At 69.4% G+C, this 18,103-nt stretch carries 16 protein-coding genes; 10 read left to right on the top strand and 6 right to left on the bottom strand.

The window, feature by feature from the left end:
* Positions 1-167: 167 nt before the first annotated feature.
* Complete coding sequence (locus ACFXHA_RS36085; protein ID WP_379364246.1) at positions 168-593, bottom strand: DUF3040 domain-containing protein; 426 nt, start codon at positions 591-593, stop codon at positions 168-170.
* A gap of 125 nt (positions 594-718) precedes the next feature.
* Entirely contained in the window at positions 719-1,159 is a 441-nt protein-coding gene (locus ACFXHA_RS36080; protein ID WP_379364244.1) for an SAV_6107 family HEPN domain-containing protein, read from the bottom strand.
* A gap of 209 nt (positions 1,160-1,368) precedes the next feature.
* On the opposite strand from ACFXHA_RS36080, the gene ACFXHA_RS36075 reads away from it, so the two are divergent.
* From ACFXHA_RS36075 to ACFXHA_RS36055, 5 genes are all read left to right on the top strand, one after another.
* A complete protein-coding gene (locus ACFXHA_RS36075; protein WP_379364242.1) occupies positions 1,369-1,983 on the top strand; it encodes a GNAT family N-acetyltransferase in 615 nt (204 codons plus the stop codon).
* A complete protein-coding gene (locus ACFXHA_RS36070; protein ID WP_379364240.1) occupies positions 1,980-3,593 on the top strand; it encodes a phytoene desaturase family protein in 1,614 nt (537 codons plus the stop codon). The genes ACFXHA_RS36075 and ACFXHA_RS36070 overlap by 4 nt, the downstream gene beginning before the upstream one ends.
* Before the next feature lie 151 nt (positions 3,594-3,744).
* Positions 3,745-4,539: a carotenoid biosynthesis protein gene (locus ACFXHA_RS36065; RefSeq protein WP_379364383.1), complete on the top strand. Its 795-nt coding sequence runs from the start codon at positions 3,745-3,747 to the stop codon at positions 4,537-4,539.
* Between the two features lie 60 nt (positions 4,540-4,599).
* Positions 4,600-5,316, top strand: a complete 717-nt coding sequence (locus ACFXHA_RS36060) for an LppM family (lipo)protein (protein ID WP_379364239.1) — start codon at positions 4,600-4,602, stop codon at positions 5,314-5,316.
* Positions 5,317-5,338: 22 nt separating this feature from the next.
* Positions 5,339-6,487, top strand: a complete 1,149-nt coding sequence (locus ACFXHA_RS36055) for a glycosyltransferase (RefSeq protein ID WP_379364237.1) — start codon at positions 5,339-5,341, stop codon at positions 6,485-6,487.
* 24 nt (positions 6,488-6,511) lie between these two features.
* On the opposite strand, the gene ACFXHA_RS36050 is transcribed toward ACFXHA_RS36055, so the two are convergent.
* Together ACFXHA_RS36050 and ACFXHA_RS36045 are read right to left on the bottom strand one after the other, a co-directional pair.
* The gene (locus ACFXHA_RS36050; RefSeq protein WP_379364235.1) at positions 6,512-7,300 is read right to left on the bottom strand and encodes a hypothetical protein; all 789 of its coding nucleotides are present in this window, start codon (positions 7,298-7,300) and stop codon (positions 6,512-6,514) included.
* A 112-nt stretch (positions 7,301-7,412) separates the two neighbouring features.
* Positions 7,413-8,411 (bottom strand): methylenetetrahydrofolate reductase, encoded by a 999-nt coding sequence (locus ACFXHA_RS36045; RefSeq protein ID WP_379364233.1) that lies wholly within the window; start codon positions 8,409-8,411, stop codon positions 7,413-7,415.
* 99 nt (positions 8,412-8,510) lie between these two features.
* Between ACFXHA_RS36045 and ACFXHA_RS36040 the strand changes: the two genes are divergently transcribed.
* From ACFXHA_RS36040 to ACFXHA_RS36025, 4 genes are all read left to right on the top strand, one after another.
* Positions 8,511-9,728, top strand: a complete 1,218-nt coding sequence (locus ACFXHA_RS36040) for a polyprenyl synthetase family protein (RefSeq protein WP_379364231.1) — start codon at positions 8,511-8,513, stop codon at positions 9,726-9,728.
* 129 nt (positions 9,729-9,857) lie between these two features.
* Positions 9,858-11,471, top strand: a complete 1,614-nt coding sequence (crtI, locus tag ACFXHA_RS36035) for a phytoene desaturase family protein (RefSeq protein WP_379364229.1) — start codon at positions 9,858-9,860, stop codon at positions 11,469-11,471.
* Between the two features lie 66 nt (positions 11,472-11,537).
* Positions 11,538-13,202 (top strand): alpha-(1->6)-mannopyranosyltransferase A, encoded by a 1,665-nt coding sequence (locus tag ACFXHA_RS36030; RefSeq protein ID WP_379364227.1) that lies wholly within the window; start codon positions 11,538-11,540, stop codon positions 13,200-13,202.
* Positions 13,199-14,134: a phytoene/squalene synthase family protein gene (locus tag ACFXHA_RS36025; protein ID WP_379364225.1), complete on the top strand. Its 936-nt coding sequence runs from the start codon at positions 13,199-13,201 to the stop codon at positions 14,132-14,134. Before ACFXHA_RS36030 ends, ACFXHA_RS36025 begins: the two co-directional genes overlap by 4 nt.
* 28 nt (positions 14,135-14,162) lie before the next feature.
* On the opposite strand, the gene ACFXHA_RS36020 is transcribed toward ACFXHA_RS36025, so the two are convergent.
* Entirely contained in the window at positions 14,163-14,531 is a 369-nt protein-coding gene (locus ACFXHA_RS36020) for an Rv2175c family DNA-binding protein (RefSeq protein ID WP_379364223.1), read from the bottom strand.
* A 107-nt stretch (positions 14,532-14,638) separates the two neighbouring features.
* Between ACFXHA_RS36020 and pknB the strand changes: the two genes are divergently transcribed.
* Positions 14,639-16,636, top strand: a complete 1,998-nt coding sequence (gene pknB, locus ACFXHA_RS36015) for a Stk1 family PASTA domain-containing Ser/Thr kinase (RefSeq protein WP_379364381.1) — start codon at positions 14,639-14,641, stop codon at positions 16,634-16,636.
* Between the two features lie 69 nt (positions 16,637-16,705).
* Here the strand turns inward: pknB and ACFXHA_RS36010 are convergent, their stop codons facing one another.
* The gene (locus ACFXHA_RS36010; RefSeq protein WP_379364221.1) at positions 16,706-18,094 is read right to left on the bottom strand and encodes a class II 3-deoxy-7-phosphoheptulonate synthase; all 1,389 of its coding nucleotides are present in this window, start codon (positions 18,092-18,094) and stop codon (positions 16,706-16,708) included.
* Positions 18,095-18,103: the final 9 nt, after the last annotated feature.

Genomic DNA, 18,103 nt, shown 5'->3' with positions numbered 1-18,103 from the left:
GCCTTCTTCTTTTTTTTTTCCGCGCGGGGGGGGGGGGGGGGCCCCCACGCACCACCCCCCCCCCCCTCACCCCCCCCCACCCCACCCCCGGGGCCCCCACCCCCCAACGGGGGGGCCCCCCACGGCGTGTCGTGAACTTCAGTTGTCGGCCGATCCGACCGGACAGGTCAACTGTCCTGTTCGAACCTCTTGCGGAAGCGATCTTCCATCCGAGCGGAGAAACCGCCCGACTTCCGCTGCTTGGCACGTGGAGCACCGGGGGTGCCGCCCGCACTGGGATGAGCGTCACTGCTGCGACTCGCCGACCCACCCAGACGGGGGCCACCGACCAGCAACAGCACGCCGGCCGCGAACATGACGATGAACCCGATCAGACTGATGATCGGGAACCCGCCGGGCTTGATCGGTGCGGCGATACCCGCCACCAATAAAAACAGACCGAGGACGAACAGGGCTGCCGCCTGAAGTCTGCGTCGACCAGTGGCTGAACGTAACCGTCCACCCCGAACAGTCGAGGCGAACTTCGGATCCTCAGCATAGAGCGCGCTCTCGATCTGTTCGAGCATGCGCTGCTCGTGCTCGGAGAGTGGCACGGTACCTCCCCCGGCACTAGGTGGTGGCTGTCGCCTCCGGGTAGACGACGGATAGCCGACCTTGGCGGCTGTCTGCCACCAATAATACGAGTTCGATCAGAGTGCGACCACCTACTCGCCGATACTCACGCCAGCATTCCCGTTACCCAGCCCGAACCGGGGTGCGACCGGGCCGCCGCGGCCAGCAGATCGGCCACGTCGTGCAGGAATGCGCCTACCCGCGAAGCAAACTCGTCGGCCCGGCGATCATCGACCGGTCTCGGCAACCCCGCTTCGAGCGCGGCCCGGGTTTCGGACTGCCCGGTGAAGTAGTCCGCCCACATCACGAATTCCGGTGCCGCGCGCTGCATCAGGACCCAGGCATTGCGAGAACGCGCACGGGGCGCGCGGTCTGCGCCGGTGAGGGCCAGCACCGCGCCCGCCCCGCGCAGGGCCGCGAGGTAGGCGACGCGGAAGCGCTCCGCCGGATCCGGCTCCCCCTGTGCCTCGGCCAACAATCCGTCCGCCTTGCGCAATAGCTCGCCGGCGCGGCCGGGATGGCCCGGTCGATCAGTTTTCCCGCTCATTTCGGGTACCTCCCCACTCGCACACCCGATTCGTATCTATTAGGACAGCGGTCCCGCACCAGGCATTTCACCCGACAGAAGATCGAACAGGTATTCGAAGGTTGCTCTTGGGTTTGAATATAGAGAGACCCACCGACAAGTTGCGGCGCCCGCCGTGGCGCTACTGTCGAATCCATCCGTCCGCGCCAACGGGGAGTTGCGTCCAGCCGATGACCGCAGTCACACCCAAACCGACACCCGCCGCGCCCGTGGTGGTCGATATGTCGGCCGCGACCCTGCGGCACCGGCTGCACGATGCCCTCGCGGTGTACGTCGCGGCCATGGACTACCCGCGCGGCACCGAACATCAGCGCGCACCCATGTGGACCGAACACACCACCCGGCCCGGCTGGCAGGCCGTGGCCGCGGTGCTGCCCGACGACGACGGGCGGCTGGACCTGCGGACCGCGCCCATCGTGGCCATCGCCTACGGGTATCACGGTGCGCCACACCAGTGGTGGCATCAGCAGGTGTACAGCGGTATGCGGCGCACCGGCTGGCCCGAACACGCGGCCCGCGAACTGCTTTCGGACTACTTCGAGCTCACCGAGCTGCATGTGCATCCGGCCGCGCAGGGGCGCGGGCTCGGGGAGATCCTGCTCACCCGGCTGCTGCAGAACCGGCCCGAGCGCACCGTGCTGCTGTCGACACCGGAGGTGGACCGGGAGGAGAACCGGGCCTGGCGGCTGTATCGGCGGCAGGGATTCGGGGATGTGGTGCGGCACTTCATCTTCTCCGGCGACACCCGCCGCTTCGCGGTGCTCGGGCGGCGGCTGCCGCTGTGAGCCGGCCCGACGGTTCCCGGAGTGTCGCGATCGTCGGCTCCGGGCACAATGCGCTGGTCGCGGCCTGCTATCTGGCGCGGGCCGGGCATCGGGTAGAGGTGCTCGAGCGGGATACTGTGCTGGGCGGGGCGGTTTCGACCGTCGAACGGTTCCCGGGGCACCAGGTAGATCGCGGGTCCTCGGCGCACATCATGATCCGGCACACCGGGATCATCGAGGAGTTGGAGCTCGAGCGGTTCGGACTGCGCTACATCGACTGCGATCCCTGGGCTTTCGCGCCCGCACCGCCCGGCACCGACCTGCCGCCCCTCGTGTTCCATCGCGATCTGGACCAGACCTGCGCGTCCATCGCCGCGGCTTGCGGAGAGCGGGATGCCGAGGCGTATCGGCGGTTCGCGACGGTGTGGGGTCCGCGCAGTGTGCGGGTGATGCGGGCGTTCTCGGGGACGCCGAGCGGCGGGCATCTGCTGAAGTCGTTCTGGGGCATGGATCCCCGCGAGGCCGCCGGGGCGACCGGGCGGGCCAGCGGGGGCGCGCTGTCGCGGGAGATGATGCAGAGCGGAGACGCGCTGCTGGACAGCCTTTTCGACAGTGAACGGTTGAAGGCGGCGCTGGCCTGGTTCGGTGCGCAGTCCGGGCCGCCGATGTCGGAGCCCGGGTCCGCGCCGATGGTGGGGTTCGCGGCGCTCATGCACATCCTGCCGCCGGGTCGCGCGGTCGGCGGCAGTGGCTCGTTGAGCAAGGCGCTGGTGGCGCGGCTGGAATCCGACGGTGGCGTGGTGAGTGCCGGGGACGCCGTGGTTTCCGTGGCGCGCGACGGCGACCGCTGGCGGGTGCGCACGGCGAGCGGGCGAGACATCCACGCGGACACCGTGATCGCGGGTTGCCACATCCTCACCACCCTGAACCTCTTGCAGCAGGGCGGATTCGACGCCGCCGTGCTCGCCGACTGGCGTCGCCGCATCCGGGTGGGCCCGGGCATCGGCATGGTGGTGCGCGCCGCCACCACCGCGCTCCCCCGTTATCCGGGTGCGGAGACCACCGAATCCGCCCACGGCCTGCAACTTCTCGTCACCGACCGCCGCGAACTGCGCCGCGCACACGGCGCCGCACTGGCCGGTGACCTGCCGCCCCGCCCCGTCGTATTGGCCATGAGCTTCAGCGCCCTGGACCCGACCCTCGCGCCGGCAGGCGAACACCAGCTCACCCTGTGGTCCCAATGGCACCCCTACCACCTGGCCGACGGCACGCAGTGGTCCGCTCACGCCGACCGCGAGGCCGACCGCATCATCGCCGAACTCGACGCCCACGCACCGGGATTCGCTGATACTGTCACCCAACGCCACGTCCAAACCCCCGCCGACCTCGAACGCGAGATGGGCCTGCTCGGCGGCAACGTCATGCACGTCGAAATGTCCATCGACCAGATGTTCATGTGGCGCCCCCTCCCCGAACTCGCCAACCAGCGCGTCCCCGGAGCCCCCGGCCTCTACCTCACCGGCGCCTCCACCCACCCGGGCGGCGGCGTCTCCGGCGCCAGCGGCCGCAGCGCCGCCCGGCTGGTGGAACAGGACCTACGCACCCACCGCCTGCTCCCGTGGCGGCGATGACAATCACCCGTCATTCCCGCGTGCATTTGGCCGGGATCCACACGGGCGGGGTGGATTCCGGCCAAGAACACGCCGGAATGACGAGGCGGGCTATCGAGGCGCGGCCAGGCCGATGCGGGTGACGGGGGCGGGAGCGGGACGGGCTCTGACGATCTCGGCGGTGCCCGCAGTGCTTCTGGTGCTGGTGCAGATCATGTATCCGCTGGCGCACGGGGTGGCACGGGATCGGGTGACGGTGGTGGTCGTGTTGCTGTCGGCCGGTACGGCTTTGACGCATGCTGCGGTGACCCGGGGTGTGGGGTGGGCCTCAGGGGTGCTGGTGATCCAGTCGGGGATCGGGCTCGCGGCCGAGGCGCTCGGGACGGCGACCGGGTTTCCCTTCGGTTGCTACTCGTATGCGAGTGGGCGGTTGGGGCCGGACGTGTTCGGGGTGCCGCTGGTGGTGCCGCTGGCGTGGACCGGCGGGCTGTATCCGGTGTGGATCGTCGCCGGGATACTGAGTCGCGAGGTGGCAGGGCGGATTTCGCCGACCGCCGCGCGGATCGTGCTGACGGCGGTGGGAGCCGTGGGGTGGGATCTGTTCCTGGATCCGCAGATGGTGGCGGATGGGCAGTGGGAGTGGCGCTCGGGTGTTGCGGGATTGCCGGGGCTGGGGCAGATTCCGGTCACCAACTATGTCGGGTGGTTCGGGGTGGCTCTGCTGATGGCCGGGCTGCTGGGGTGGTGGGATCGGACGGCTCCGGACAGCGGTGCGGTGCAGGTTGTTCCGGTCGGGGTTTTCTTGTGGACGTGGCTGGGGTCGGCGTTGGCGCATGCGGTGTTTCTCGGGTTGCCGGTGTCGGCGGTGTACGGGTTCGCGGGGCTCGGGGTGCTGGGGTTTCCGCTGGTTCGGGAGCTGGGTGCCCGTCGAATCACCCTGCGGGCCGGGGCGCATGGCACGATGTGAGCCGTGCAGCCGAGTCCGAACGAGTCGACAACAGCGGAAACGCCAGTGATAGGCCAGCAGATGTCGCCGCGGCGGCCACGCGGATGGGTGCGGCTGCTGGCCGTGGTCCTGTTCGCGAGCCTGCCTTTACTGCTGACCGGATGCCTGCGGGTGCAGGTGTCGATGGGCGTGTCCTCCAACGACCGGGTGTCCGGCCAGATCATCGCGGCGGCCGTGCCGCAGAACGACAAGGACAAGGGCCCGCAGCTCAAGGCCCCCGACGGCCTGCAGAGCAAAGTGCGGGTCGACTCGTACGCGCGCGACGGATACGTCGGCAGCCAGGTGTATTTCGACGACCTGACCTTCGGCGAGGTGCAGCAGCTGGGCACCATGTCGGATCAGACCTCCGGCATGTTCAACCTGGTCTTCAGCCGCACCGGTGACCTGGTCACCCTGTCCGGCCGCGTGGACCTGAAAAGCCTGCCGCAGCAGGGTTCCGACGTGCAGATGACCGTCGCCTTCCCGGCCCGCGTCGCCACCACCAACGGCAACCGCGACAACGATTCGCAGGTGTCGTGGAAGCTGCCGGCCGGTGAGGTCAGCACGCTGCGCGCGGAAGTCGGCTACGCCGACCCGAATACGCGGTCCTTCGCCGGCTGGGCGGGCATCGTCGGCGGCATCACCCTGGCGGTGGCCGCGGTGGTCGCGGTGCTGGCCTACATGACCCGGAACCCGGATCCGCCGGCCTACGTGCGCGCCGCCCGCTGGCTGCGCCGCGATCGCACGAAGGTCCGATGACCCGCGTGGCGAGAGCGGTCCGATGACTCGCGCGGCGAGGGCGGCGACGACCGGAGTTGCCTTCGGCAGCGCCGTCGCCGCCCTCGGCGCGGTCACCGCCCTCGCGAATCGGGTGGGTGTGCGGCGGTTGCGGCCGGTCGACGGGGTGATCACCGAGCCCGTCACCGTGCTGATCCCGGCCCGCGACGAGGCCGACCGCCTGCCCGCCCTGATCGCCGATCTGCGTGCACAGCAGGGCATTTCCGATCTCGGCGTGGTCATCCTCGACGACGGCTCCACCGACGGGACCGAGGCGGCCGCGCTGGCCGCCATCGGCGACGACGACCGATTCTTCCTGTCCCGCAATGACATCGATCCCGCCCCGGGCTGGACCGGCAAGACCGCCGCGTGCGCCCGCCTGGCCGCCCTCGCCTCCGGCGACGATGTGCTGATCTTCCTCGACGCCGATGTCCGGCTGGCTCCCCACGCCCTGGCCGCGGCGGTGCACGAATTGCGCCGCACGGGAGCCGCACTGGTCTGCCCGTGGCCCCGGCAACTGGCCGCCTCGCCGGCCGAGCACCTGGTGCAACCCTTGCTGGGGTGGTCGTGGGCCGCGACCTTGCCGGTCGCGCTGGCCAATCGCACCCGGCAGCCCTCGATGAGTGTGGCCTGCGGGCAGTTCCTGGTCTTCGACGCCGCCGCGTATCGCGCCATCGGCGGGCATGCCGCGGTGGCGGGCAATGTGACCGAAGATCTGGCCATCGCACGCGTCCTGCGCCGCGCGGGGCGGCCCACCGTGCTGGTCGCGGCCGGTCCGCTCGCCGAAACCCGCATGTACCGCACCACTTCCGAACTCACCGAGGGCTACACCCGCTGGCTGTGGTCGGCCTACGGCGGGCGGGCCGGGAGTCTCGCCGTGGGTTCGATTGCGGCGCTGGCGTTCTGGACACCGCCACTGGCCGCGCTGTGCGGCCGGGGACGACTACGGCGAATCGGGCTGCTGGGTTACGGCGCGGCCGTGACGAGCCGCCTACTGGCCCGCTCGACGGAGACCGGCGCTCGCCCCGGGCCCGCGGATGCCCTTGCGGCCCTGGCCCATCCGCTCTCCATCGCCGCCTATCTCACCCTCTCCGCCCGCTCCCATCGCGCGCACCGGGCGGCCGCCCTGCGCTGGAAGGGCCGCCCGCTCTGACCCGTCGGCACCCTGCGGACTGCGTCAGGGCACCGCGGTCAGGCCGACGGTCGGCAGGAACAAGCAGGTGTTGCCGCCATTGCGGACCGTGCCGAACATGGCCGCCAGCACGGTGCCGGAGCCCGTGGTGACGGGGACGGCGCGCACGCCACCGATCGGGAGAGCGGCCGTGAAGTAGTCCCGCACGGCCTGTTCGACCATGGGGCGCAGCTCGTTCGGGACCTGGGGCGGGATCATCGCATTGAGCACCTGGCTGATCGGGCCCATCGGCACCAGGCCGCCGCGGCCGGTGCTGAGGTTGACCCAGGCCACCTGCATACCGCCGGTGTCGGTGCTGTCGGGGGCGATGCCGTAGGGGACGAACGCGAACATGGCCTGGCCCGCCTTCACGGCCGAAAGATCCAGGCCGGGAATGGACATCGCGTAGCGCGGCCAGGGGCCGGGGACGGTACCGGCGACCGCGGGCGCGAGGCCCAGGGTGGTGCCGCCCAGGCAGAAGGGCGAGGCGGTCGGGAACAGGAACGGCTGGATGCCCAGCGTCTGCAGGCCGTCGACGGTTTGGCCGTAGGCCGACAACCAATCCGACGGCGCAGCGGCATCGCTCTTGCCCGGCACGGTGTTTCGGTCCGCGCCGGTGATCGCGGCCAGCGCCGTCGCGGCCTCGGCCGTGAGCGTGATGGCCGGATCGGTGCCGGGCGATTGCGCGGGTGCCGCGGCGGCTGGTCCCGCCAGGGTTGCCGAGGCGGTTGCCGCGAGCACGGCGCAAGCACCGAATGTGCCTGCGACACGGACGAGGTGGTGGAACACGGACATGCTGGCTCCCCTCGAGATCACGAGTCGAGGGGGACGCTACTCCGCTGACCAGCAAGAACCGGACATTTAGACCGGCAAGTCGGTCAGATGTTCAGGCGTGCACTGTGCTCTTTCAAGCGTGCGCTGGTGCCGGGGACATGGTGTAGCCCAGGTTCGCCAGCACTTCGCCAGTGGCCTTCGCGAAATTCAGGGTGATGAAATGCAGGCAGGGCGCGCCCTCGGCGATGAGCCGTTCGCCGATCTCGGTGGCGATCTCGATGCCGACCTCGCGGACCGCCGCCCGATTCTCCTCCGGGCCGTCCCCGGCGGCCTTGTGTAGCCGCTCCATCACCGACTTGGGCAGTTCCCGGCCGGACAGTTCCACCGCGCGCTCCACGGTGCGCAGCGAGGTGATCGGCATCAGCTCCGGAATGATCGGCTTCGCACCGTCGATCGGATCACAGGCCAGGGCCCGATCCCGCAGGCGCAGATAGTGCTCCGGGTCGAAGAACATCTGGGTGATCGAATACTCCGCGCCCGCACGCAGTTTCGACACCAGGAAGCGGGTGTCGTCCTCCAGGTTGTCCGAACGCGGGTGGCCCTGCGGGAACGAGGCCACACCCACGTGGAAGTCGCCCAGGTCACGCACCATGCGGACCAGCTCCTCGGCGTATTCGACGCCCTCGGGGTGGCGGACCCACTCCCCCAGCACGTCGCCCGGCGGATCGCCGCGCAGCACCAGCAGATTGCGGATGCCCGAGTCCGCGTACGCGCCGACGATCGAACGCAGTTCGGCGACGGAGTGATCGACGGCGGTCAGGTGCGCGACCGTGAGCATGGTGGTCTCGCGCGCCAGCTGACCGGTGACCCGGATGGTTCGGTCGCGGGTGGAGCCGCCCGCCCCGTAGGTCATGGACAGGAACGCCGGATGCAGCCGCTCGAATTCGCGGGCGGCGCGCCACAGTCGCGCCTCGCCGGCGGCGTCACGTGGCGGATTGAACTCGACCGAGAAAGGGATCGAGCCATCGGGGCGCGGGCCCAACTGCTGGACCACGGAGCGAGTTCCGGACCCATGGGGTGTGCGGGAAACTCGGCCAGGGGTCGAATATCCCCGTACATTGTCGAAACTCACGCGGACATTTTACGGGGCGCGACCAGGCCCCGGACCCCGACCTGCGGCTATCCCAGCAGGTGAGACCCGAACGGGCCCGCATCGAACCGGCTCGGCGGTATGACCGATGCCCGCGGCCGGGCGAGAGCTCGGTATTGTCGGGGCGAACCCCGCGCGTGGACCTGGAGGCGACTGCGCCACCCCGCGGCACTCACCAAGGAGGCTCCTCTGTCCGCCGGACCCGGTACCCCCACCCGCCGACAGGTCGGCGCGCCCTCGCTGGTCACCGCCGTGGAGGACCGTCTCACCGCCTTCTTCCGCACCCGCGGTCCCATCGTCGAACCGCTCGGCCCGGTGTTCGTGGACGCGGCGGCGGCGTTGGAAGACTTCGTGATCCGCGGCGGCAAGCGCACCCGGCCGTCCTTCGCGTGGACCGGCTGGCTGGGCGCGGGCCGCGACGCCGACGATCCGGACGCCGACGCGGTGCTCACCGCGTGCTCGGCACTCGAGCTGGTGCAGGCGTGCGCGCTGATCCACGACGACATCATCGATTCCTCCCGCACCCGGCGCGGCTTCCCCACCGTGCACGTGGATTACGAACAGCGGCACCGGGATCAGCGCTGGGCGGGTGACGCCGACCACTACGGGATCAGCGTCGCCATCCTGATCGGCGATCTCGCGCTGGCCTGGGCCGACGATATGACCCGCGATGCGGGCCTGCCCGCCGACGCCGCCGCCCGCTTCGCCCCGGTGTGGGCGGCCATGCGCACCGAGGTGCTGGGCGGGCAGCTACTCGACATCCACGGCGAATCCGCCGGGGACGAGACGGTCGAGGCGGCGCTGCGGATCAACCGGTACAAAACCGCGGCCTACACCATCGAACGACCGCTGCACATGGGTGCCGCACTCGCCGGGGCCGGGCCCGAACTGATCGCCGCCTACCGGGAATTCGGCACCGACATCGGCATCGCCTTCCAGCTGCGCGACGACCTGCTCGGCGTCTTCGGCGACCCGGCCGTCACCGGCAAACCGTCGGGCGACGACCTGCGCGAAGGCAAGCGCACCGTCCTCATCGCCGAGGCCCTCCAACGCGCCGACATCGCCGCCCCGCCGGTCGCCGACCTCATCCGCTCCAGCCTGGGCACCGACGTCACCCCGGAGCGCGTCGCCGAATTGCGCACGGCCCTCATCGATCTCGGCGCCGTCGACGCGGTCGAGAAGCGCATCGGTGCCCTCACCGACCAGGCCCTCACCGCCCTGGACTCCAGCACCGCGACCCCGGACGCGAAACGCCAACTGCGCGCCATGGCCCTCGCCGCCACCGCCCGTACGTACTGACGGCGCAGTGGACGCGGGCCCATCGGCCCGCGTGCGGCGGCCCAACTCGAATCGGGTAGACAGAACCGGACAAGGCGGATATCGCGCGGGGTCCTGAGAGCGCAGTGGCCGCACGAGGGAGTGGATGGTATGAAAACCGTTGCGGGGGCGACCGATCGGGTCGTCGTGGTGGGCGCGGGACTGTCCGGGCTGGCCGCGGCGCTGCATCTGGTGGCGGCGGGGCGGCAGGTTACCGTACTCGAGCGGGACGAGCGGCCGGGTGGGCGGGTCGGGTCCTATCAGGGGCCGGACTATGAGATCGATTCCGGGGCAACGATTCTCACCCTGCCGGAGTTGATCGACGAGGCGCTCGGGGTGGTCGGGCAGACGCGGGAATCGGTGGGGCTGCGGATTCTCGAGATGGCGCCGGCGTATCGGGCGCGGTTCGCGGACGGGTCGGTGATCGGCGTCTACTCCGATGAGGAGGCGATGACGCAGGAGCTCGAGCACAAACGCGGGCCCGCGACCGCGCAGCGGTACCGGCGACTACGCGGGTGGCTGCGGGGCGTGTACGACGCCGAGTTCCGGCAGTTCATGGACACCAACTTCGATTCGCCGCTGGATATGGTCCGGATTCCCGAGAAGCGGGTCGCGCTGGCGAAACTGGTGCGGCTGGGGGCGTTCGGGCGGTTGGGGCCGAAAGTCCGGCGGATCGTGCGGGATTCGCAGGTCGCGCGGCTGTTCAGCTTCCAGGCGCTCTTCGCGGGCACGGCACCAAATCAGGCGCTCGGCGTGTACGGGGCCATTCCCTATATGGACACCTGCCTGGGCGTGTACTACCCCGAGGGCGGCATGCGGGCCATCGCCGTCGCTCTCGGCAAGGCGTTCACGGCGGCGGGCGGCACCCTCGAACTGGGTGCCGAGGTGATCGGCATCGACTATCGGGGCCGCCGGGCCGAGTCGGTGCGGACCGCCGACGGTCGTGTCTTCGACTGCGACGCCGTGGTGGTGACCGCCGACATCGGCTCGCTGCCGCGCTTCGGACTGCGGCATCGGCGCGGACTGCGGGCCTCCCCGTCGGCGGTGGTGGCGCACGGCACGATTCCGGCCGAGGTGACCCGGAACTGGCCGGTGCGGGCGCATCACACCATCGATTTCGGGCGGGAATGGGATCGGACCTTCACCGAGATCGCGGCCCGGCCCGGCCGCGGGGCGCTGATGAGCGACCCGTCGCTGCTGCTCACCCGCCCGGCGCTGACCGACCCGACCCTCTATCTCGAGCGCCCCGAACAGCACATCGACGAGGCCGGGCACCTGCGCGAAACCCTGCGCTACGAGCCGCTGTCGCTGCTGGCCCCCTGCCCGAACCTGGCCGCCGCACCCCTCGCCTGGGACCAGCTCACCCCCTTCTACCTGCGCGAACTCCTGCACACGCTGGAAGAGCGCGGCTATCAAGGGATCTCGGAGCACTTCCGCATCGACCACGTCGACACCCCGGCCACCTGGCGGGCCAAGGGCATGCTCGCCGGGACCCCGTTCTCCGCCGCGCACCTGTTCCGCCAAACCGGCCCCTTCCGCACCCGAAACCTGGTGCGGGCCCGCGCGAATGTCGTTCTCGCGGGCTCCGGGACGGTCCCCGGCGTCGGCGTGCCGACCGTCCTGATTTCGGGCAAACTGGCCGCTGCGCGCCTCACCGGTGAGGTGCGACATGCCAGTAGCGGATCACGTGACACCGGGGCGGTGGCATCGGTGCACAAGCACTAGACTGACCCGCGTCCACAATCCTTACGCGGCTGCCGCCGCCGACCTTTCCGGGGGGAAGAACCGCCTATGCCGACCCCCGATACGGACGCCGTCCTCATTCCGGACACCGCGCAGCACACCCCGGCCGCGCGGCCCGCTCTCGACGGTCCCGCATCGCACGGCTGGATGAGCAATGCCGCCGACTTCGTGCGCGGCCCGGCCGGACACTCGGCCACGCTCGGATTCTTCGGTGCGCTACTTATCACCTTCGGCGGTTTCGGCGCGGGCAGCGTGCGACGCAACGACCCGCTGCTCGAGGCCATGCATCTGTCGTGGCTGCGTTTCGGGCACGGCTTGGTGCTGTCCTCGGTGTTCGTCTGGATCGGCGTCATCGCCATGATCACCGCGTGGGTGCGGTTGGGGCGCATCGTGATCGGGCGTCAGCCCGGCATCGACGTGAGCATCGCCGAACTGCGTGCCATCGTCGGCATCTGGATCTTCCCGCTGATTTTCGCCGTGCCCATGTTCAGCCGCGACGCCTACTCGTATCTGGCGCAGGGCGCGATGGTCCACTTCGACATCAACCCGTATGTGTGGGGACCGTCGAAGCTGGACTCCTTGTCTCCCGCGGTGCTCGACAACGTGAGCCCGGTCTGGCTCAACACGACCGCCCCGTACGGGCCCATCTTCCTGTTGATCGGGCGGGCCATCATCTCGATCACCGGCGACAACGTGGTGGCGGGCACCATCGCGCTGCGGTTGGTGATGCTGCCGGGTCTGGCACTGATGGTGTGGGCGATCCCGCATCTCACCAAGCATCTGGGCGGCAAGCCGACCACCGCGCTGTGGCTGGCGGTGCTCAACCCGCTGGTGCTCATCCACCTGATCGGCGGCGTGCACAACGAGATGCTGATGGTCGGCCTGATGGCCGCGGGCATCGCGCTGGTCCTGGAACATCATCATGTGGCGGGCATCGTGGTGGTCGCCATCGGCGTGGCCGTGAAGGCGACCGCCGGTGTGGCGCTGCCATTCCTGGTGTGGATCTGGATCATTCACGAACGCGAGCGCCGCGCGGCGCGCAACGAGGGCGATCTGCCGCATCCGCTGCTGACCTTCGCCAAGATCAGCGCGCTGGGCGTGGCCGTCTTCGCGGCCGTCTTCGGGGCGGCGACACTGATGACCGGGCTGAAGGACCACCAGATCGGCTGGCTCACAGCGTTGTCCGGCTCCAACAAGATCATCAACTGGCTCTCGCTGCCGACCGTCCTGGCGCACATCACCACCTGGGTGACCCCGCTGCAGATGGGGCCCGTCCTGAACGTGACCCGCAAGCTGTGCGAGCTCGCCATGGTGGGCATCCTGGTGTGGGCGTGGTGGCGCTTCCGCAACAGCGAGAAGGAGGCCGTGTTCGGCATCCTGGTCGCGTTCGTGGCCATCGTGATCCTGTCCCCGGCCGCGCTGCCCTGGTACTACTCGTGGCCGCTGGCACTGGCCGCCGGCTTCGCGCTGTCCACCCGGACTCTGCAGGTCCTGGTCGGACTGTGTACGTGGCTGATGCTGGTGTTCCAGCCGGACGGGTCGATCGGGCTCTACAACTGGGTGCACGTCGCGCTGGCCACCTTCGCCGCGGTCGTCGCGGCGCTGTCGCTGCACACCGTGGATCCGCTGAAACTGCGTGCGGCACACCCGCATACCGATCTGCACGCGCCGGTCACCCCGCTCGGCGGTGCGGCCGCGCCCGGCCCGGCGTGACCGAGCTCGCCGTGCCGCTCGACCGCGCCTACCGGGACTGCCGCCGCATCGCGGCAGCCCACGGGCGCACCTATTTCCTGGCCACCCGGCTGCTGGAACCGGAACGAAGACCGGCCGTGCACGCGCTGTACGCGTTCGCGCGGCTGGTCGACGACATCGTGGACGCCGCCGACGCGCCCGGGCGGGCAGAAGAGTCCGCGGCCCGGCTGGATTCGATCGAACACGAACTGCGCGCCCGGCTGGTCGACGCGCCCCTCGAGCAGTCCGACGGGCCCGAGGACCGCGTCCTGCTGGCGGTATCCGACACCATCCGGCGGTATTCGATTGCCGCCGAACACTTCTGGGTGTTCCTCGACTCCATGCGGATGGATATCCCCGGCGGGCCGCAATACCGCGACCGCTACCCCAGCATGGCGGGCCTGCGCGAGTACATGCGCGGCTCGGCGGCCGCCATCGGATTGCAGTTGCTGCCGGTGCTGGGCACCGTGGTCCCGGTGGCCGACGCCGAACCCGCGGCCGCCGCGCTGGGAGAAGCGTTCCAGCTCACCAATTTCCTGCGTGATGTCGGCGAGGACCTGGATCGCGGGCGCGTGTATCTGCCCACTGACGAATTGGCGGCCTTCGGTGTGGACGCCGAGCTGTTGTTCGAATGCCGCGGCTCGGGCCATACCGACCCACGGGTACGGCGGGCGCTCGCGCATTTGATCGCGATCAATCGCGGCATTTATCGCCGCGCGATTCCGGGTATCGATCTGCTCACACCCCGGGTGCGCCCGGCCATTCGCACGGCCGCCACTCTTTACAGCGGCATTCTCGATGAGATCGAACGGGCCGACTATGCGGTATTCAGCCGCCGCGCGGTAGTGCCGCAGCACCGTCGTTTACGGGTGGCTGCACGGGAATTCGTCGCGGCCGGTCCCCTTCGGAACTGACCGCGACGACCGTCGAACTATCGATTTATCAGAACGGGTCAGCGGCCGCTCGGCGGATCACCTCACGGGCCAGCGGTCCGTGGATGGCGTCGATGGGGCGGCCGGGCAGGGTTTCGTCCTCGGTGTAGATCCACTCGAGGATTTCCTCATCGGTGTACTTGCCGTCACGCATCACGGTGATCAGACCGGGAACGTGCTTGGCGATGGCACCGTCGGAGTCGAAGAACTCCTTGGGAATTCCGGCAACGCCGGCGCGGCGGACCGCGATTATCTGATGGTCGCGCAGCATCTGATGCACTCGCGTGACCAGCATTCCCAACTGCTCGGCCACGTCGGGCAGCGGGATCAGGGTCACCGAATCCGGCAGGACGTCTTCGCTGCAAGGAAAGGCACTCACGCGGACCACGGTAGTCTGTCGCGTCGCCACCATCGCAACACACCCCGGCGCGACTACCATCGGGTGAGCCGCGCGGGGCGGCATTCGGAAAATCGGAAGGGTTGCAGTTGATCGGCCAGATGCTGGAAGGGCGCTACCGCATCGACGCGCCGATCGCGCGCGGCGGCATGTCCATGGTGTTCCGGGGGGTGGACACCAGATTGGACCGACCGGTTGCCATCAAAGTGATGGATCCGAAGTTCGCGTCCGACCCGCAATTCCTCACCCGCTTCGAACTCGAGGCGCGCGCGGTGGCCAAGCTCAAGCATCCCTCGCTGGTCGCGGTCTACGACCAGGGCGTCGACGGCGACCACCCGTTCCTGATCATGGAACTCGTCGAGGGCGGCACCCTGCGCGAACTGCTGCGCGAACGCGGACCCATGCCCCCGCACGCGGTGCGCGCCGTCGCCGAACCCGTACTGGCCGCCATCGGCGTGGCGCACGCGGCCGGGCTGGTACACCGCGACATCAAACCCGAGAACGTGCTCATCTCCGACACCGGCGACGTGAAGATCGCCGACTTCGGACTGGTGCGCGCCGTCGCCGAGGCCAAGATCACCTCCGACAGCGTGATCCTCGGCACCGCCGCCTACCTGTCCCCCGAACAGGTCACCAGCGGCACCGCCGACTCCCGCAGCGACGTGTACTCCGCGGGCGTGCTGATCTTCGAAATGCTCACCGGCCGAACCCCGTTCACCGGCGACAACTCGCTGTCCATCGCCCTGCAGCGAGTCGAGAAGGACGTGCCGAGCCCGAGCCGGTTCATCACCGGGATCCCGCCGGAGATCGACGAGCTGGTCGCGCACGCCACCGCGCGGGAACCCATGCACCGCTACGCCGATGCCACCGAGATGGCGGCGGACCTGCGGCGCATCGCCCGCGAACTGCAGCTACCCGAGTACCGGGTGCCCGCGCCCACCGAATCTGCCGAACACCTCAGCGCCAAATACCGGATCGCGCAGGCGGCCGCGCCGCAGCCTGCCGCGCGGCCCATTCCGGGCGCGGCGGACCCGACCACCCGAATGGCCGTGGACCCGCCGACCGAATACGTGCAGCCGCAGGCCGAGCACACCAGAGTCATGACGGCCGCGCGGGAGATGCCGCCGGAGTATCCGACCGAATACGCGCCGCCGTCGCCCAGACCGCCGAACAACCAGGGCTATCCGCAGGATCTGATCGAGGATCGCGGCAAGTCGCGCCGCAAGGTCATCATCTGGTTGAGCGTGGTGATCGCGCTGGCGCTGCTGCTGGGTATCGGCGGCTGGTGGCTCGGAGTCGGGAGATATTCGGCGGTGCCGTCCATCGCGGGCATGAACACCGACAAGGCGATCGCCACCCTGCAGGCCGCGGGCTTCAAGACCGATACTCGCAACAAGGCGTCGGACACCGTCCCGGTCGGCAATGTGGTCGGCACCGATCCGGTCGCCGGGGCCCGGATCACCAAGGGCTCCTTGGTCGCGATCCTGGTCTCCAGCGGTAAGCCCAAGGTGCCGGATGTGCAAGCGGGAGCTGACGTCGCGACGGTGAACAAGGCGATCAGAGATGCCGGGCTGACGCCGGTGGACGGCGGCGAGATCGGCAGTACCGCGCCGAAAGGCACTGTCGCCAAGGTGGATCCGGGCTCCGGCACCGTCCTCCCCGCCAATGCGCAGGTGAAGGTCTACCGCAGCAAGGGATCTCAGCCGGTCAAGGTGCCCGATGTGCGCGGCAAGACCGAGGACGAGGCCAGAACGGCATTGCAGAAGGCCGGATTGACCGTCAGCTCCACCCGGGATCAATTCGACGCCAAGATCAAGGCCGGTTCCGTGATCAGCACCGACCCGGCCGCGGGCGCCACCGCCGAGAACGGGAGCGGCGTGGTCCTGGTCGTCAACAGCGCGATCGAGATGCCGAACCTGCTGGGCGCCAACGTCTCCACCGCCCGCAGCAAACTCCAGGCCCTCGGTCTCTCGATCACCGTCCGTCAACTGGCGGGCAACGACAACTCGATCATCGTCTCGCAGAGCACCGCCCCCGGCGACGTCGTCGAACCCGGCGCCACCATCACGGTCGTAGCACTCCCCTAATACCGATACCTCGGAAACGACAGAGCCCGGACCGCTTTCACGATCCGGGCTCTTGTGTGTCTCGGGTTCCTAGCGCAGCATCTCCGCGACCAGGAACGCCAGTTCGAGCGACTGCTGGGTGTTCAGGCGCGGGTCGCACGCCGTCTCGTAGCGCTCTTCCAGGTTCAGATCCGAGATGTCCTGCGCGCCACCGAGGCATTCGGTGACGTTCTCGCCGGTGAGCTCGATGTGCAGGCCGCCCGGGTGGGTGCCCAGCGCGTGATGCACCTCGAAGAAGCCCTGCACCTCGTCGACGATGCGGTCGAAGTGGCGGGTCTTGTAGCCGGTGGTGGCCTCGTGGGTGTTGCCGTGCATGGGGTCGCACTGCCAGATCACCTGGTGGCCGGTGGCCTGCACCTTCTCGATGATCGGGGGCAGCACATCGCGGACCTTGCCGTTGCCCATGCGCGCGACCAGGGTCAGGCGGCCGGGCTCGTTGTTGGGGTCCAGGCGCTCGACGTATTCCACGGCCTGCTCGGGCGTGGTGGTCGGGCCGATCTTGAGACCGATCGGGTTGGCGATCAGTTCGGCCAGCGCGATGTGCGCGCCGTCGAGCTGACGGGTCCGCTCACCGATCCACAGGAAGTGCGCCGACAGGTCGTAGAGCACCGGCTCGCCGGTGACGGGGTGCTCGCTCAGGCGCAGCATGGCCCGCTCGTAGTCGAGCACCAGCGCCTCGTGGCTGGCGTACAGGCGTGCGGTCGAGAGATTGGGATCGTTGACGCGGCAAGCCTTCATGAACGCCAGCGCACGATCGATCTCGGCGGCCATCTGCTCGTAGCGGGCCCCGGCCGGGGACTGCGCCACGAACTCGCGATTCCAGTCGTGCACCTTGTGCAGGTCGGCCATCCCGGCCGAGGTCAGCGACCGCACCAGGTTCATGGCCGCCGACGCGTTGGCGTAGGCGCGCACCAGCCGCGACGGATCGTGCACGCGCAGACCCTCATCGGCGACCAGCGAGTTCACCATGTCACCGCGGTAGGAGGTGAGGCCCAGCGAATCGGTGTCGGAGGAACGGGGTTTGGCGTACTGCCCGGCAATGCGGGCCACCTTCACCACCGGCAGGCTCGCGCCGTAGGTGAGCACGACGGCCATCTGCAGCAGCGTGCGGATATTGCCGCGGATGTGCGGCTCGGTGTTGTCTGCGAAGGTTTCCGCGCAGTCGCCGCCCTGCATCAGGAAGGCTTCACCGCGGGCCACCTCGGCCAGGCGCAGCCGTAGCTCTTCGACCTCGGCGGGCACGCAGATCGGGGGGACAGATTCCAGCACGGTGCGCATCTTGGCGGCCTGCTCGGGATCCCAGGACGGCTGCTGGAGGGCCGGGCGGGCAAGGGCGTCATCCAGACGCCGACGCAGTTCGGCGGGCAGCGGAGGAAGTTCCGGCAGGCGATCGATCGGTACGTCGACGGTCCAGTTCACGAGTTCAGA

The sequence above is a fragment of the Nocardia sp. NPDC059240 genome, from assembly GCF_042753865.1.
Lineage (GTDB): Bacteria > Actinomycetota > Actinomycetes > Mycobacteriales > Mycobacteriaceae > Nocardia.
The sequence above is the reverse complement of the archived record's forward strand: the minus strand, read 5'-3'. Positions and strand labels throughout refer to the sequence as shown.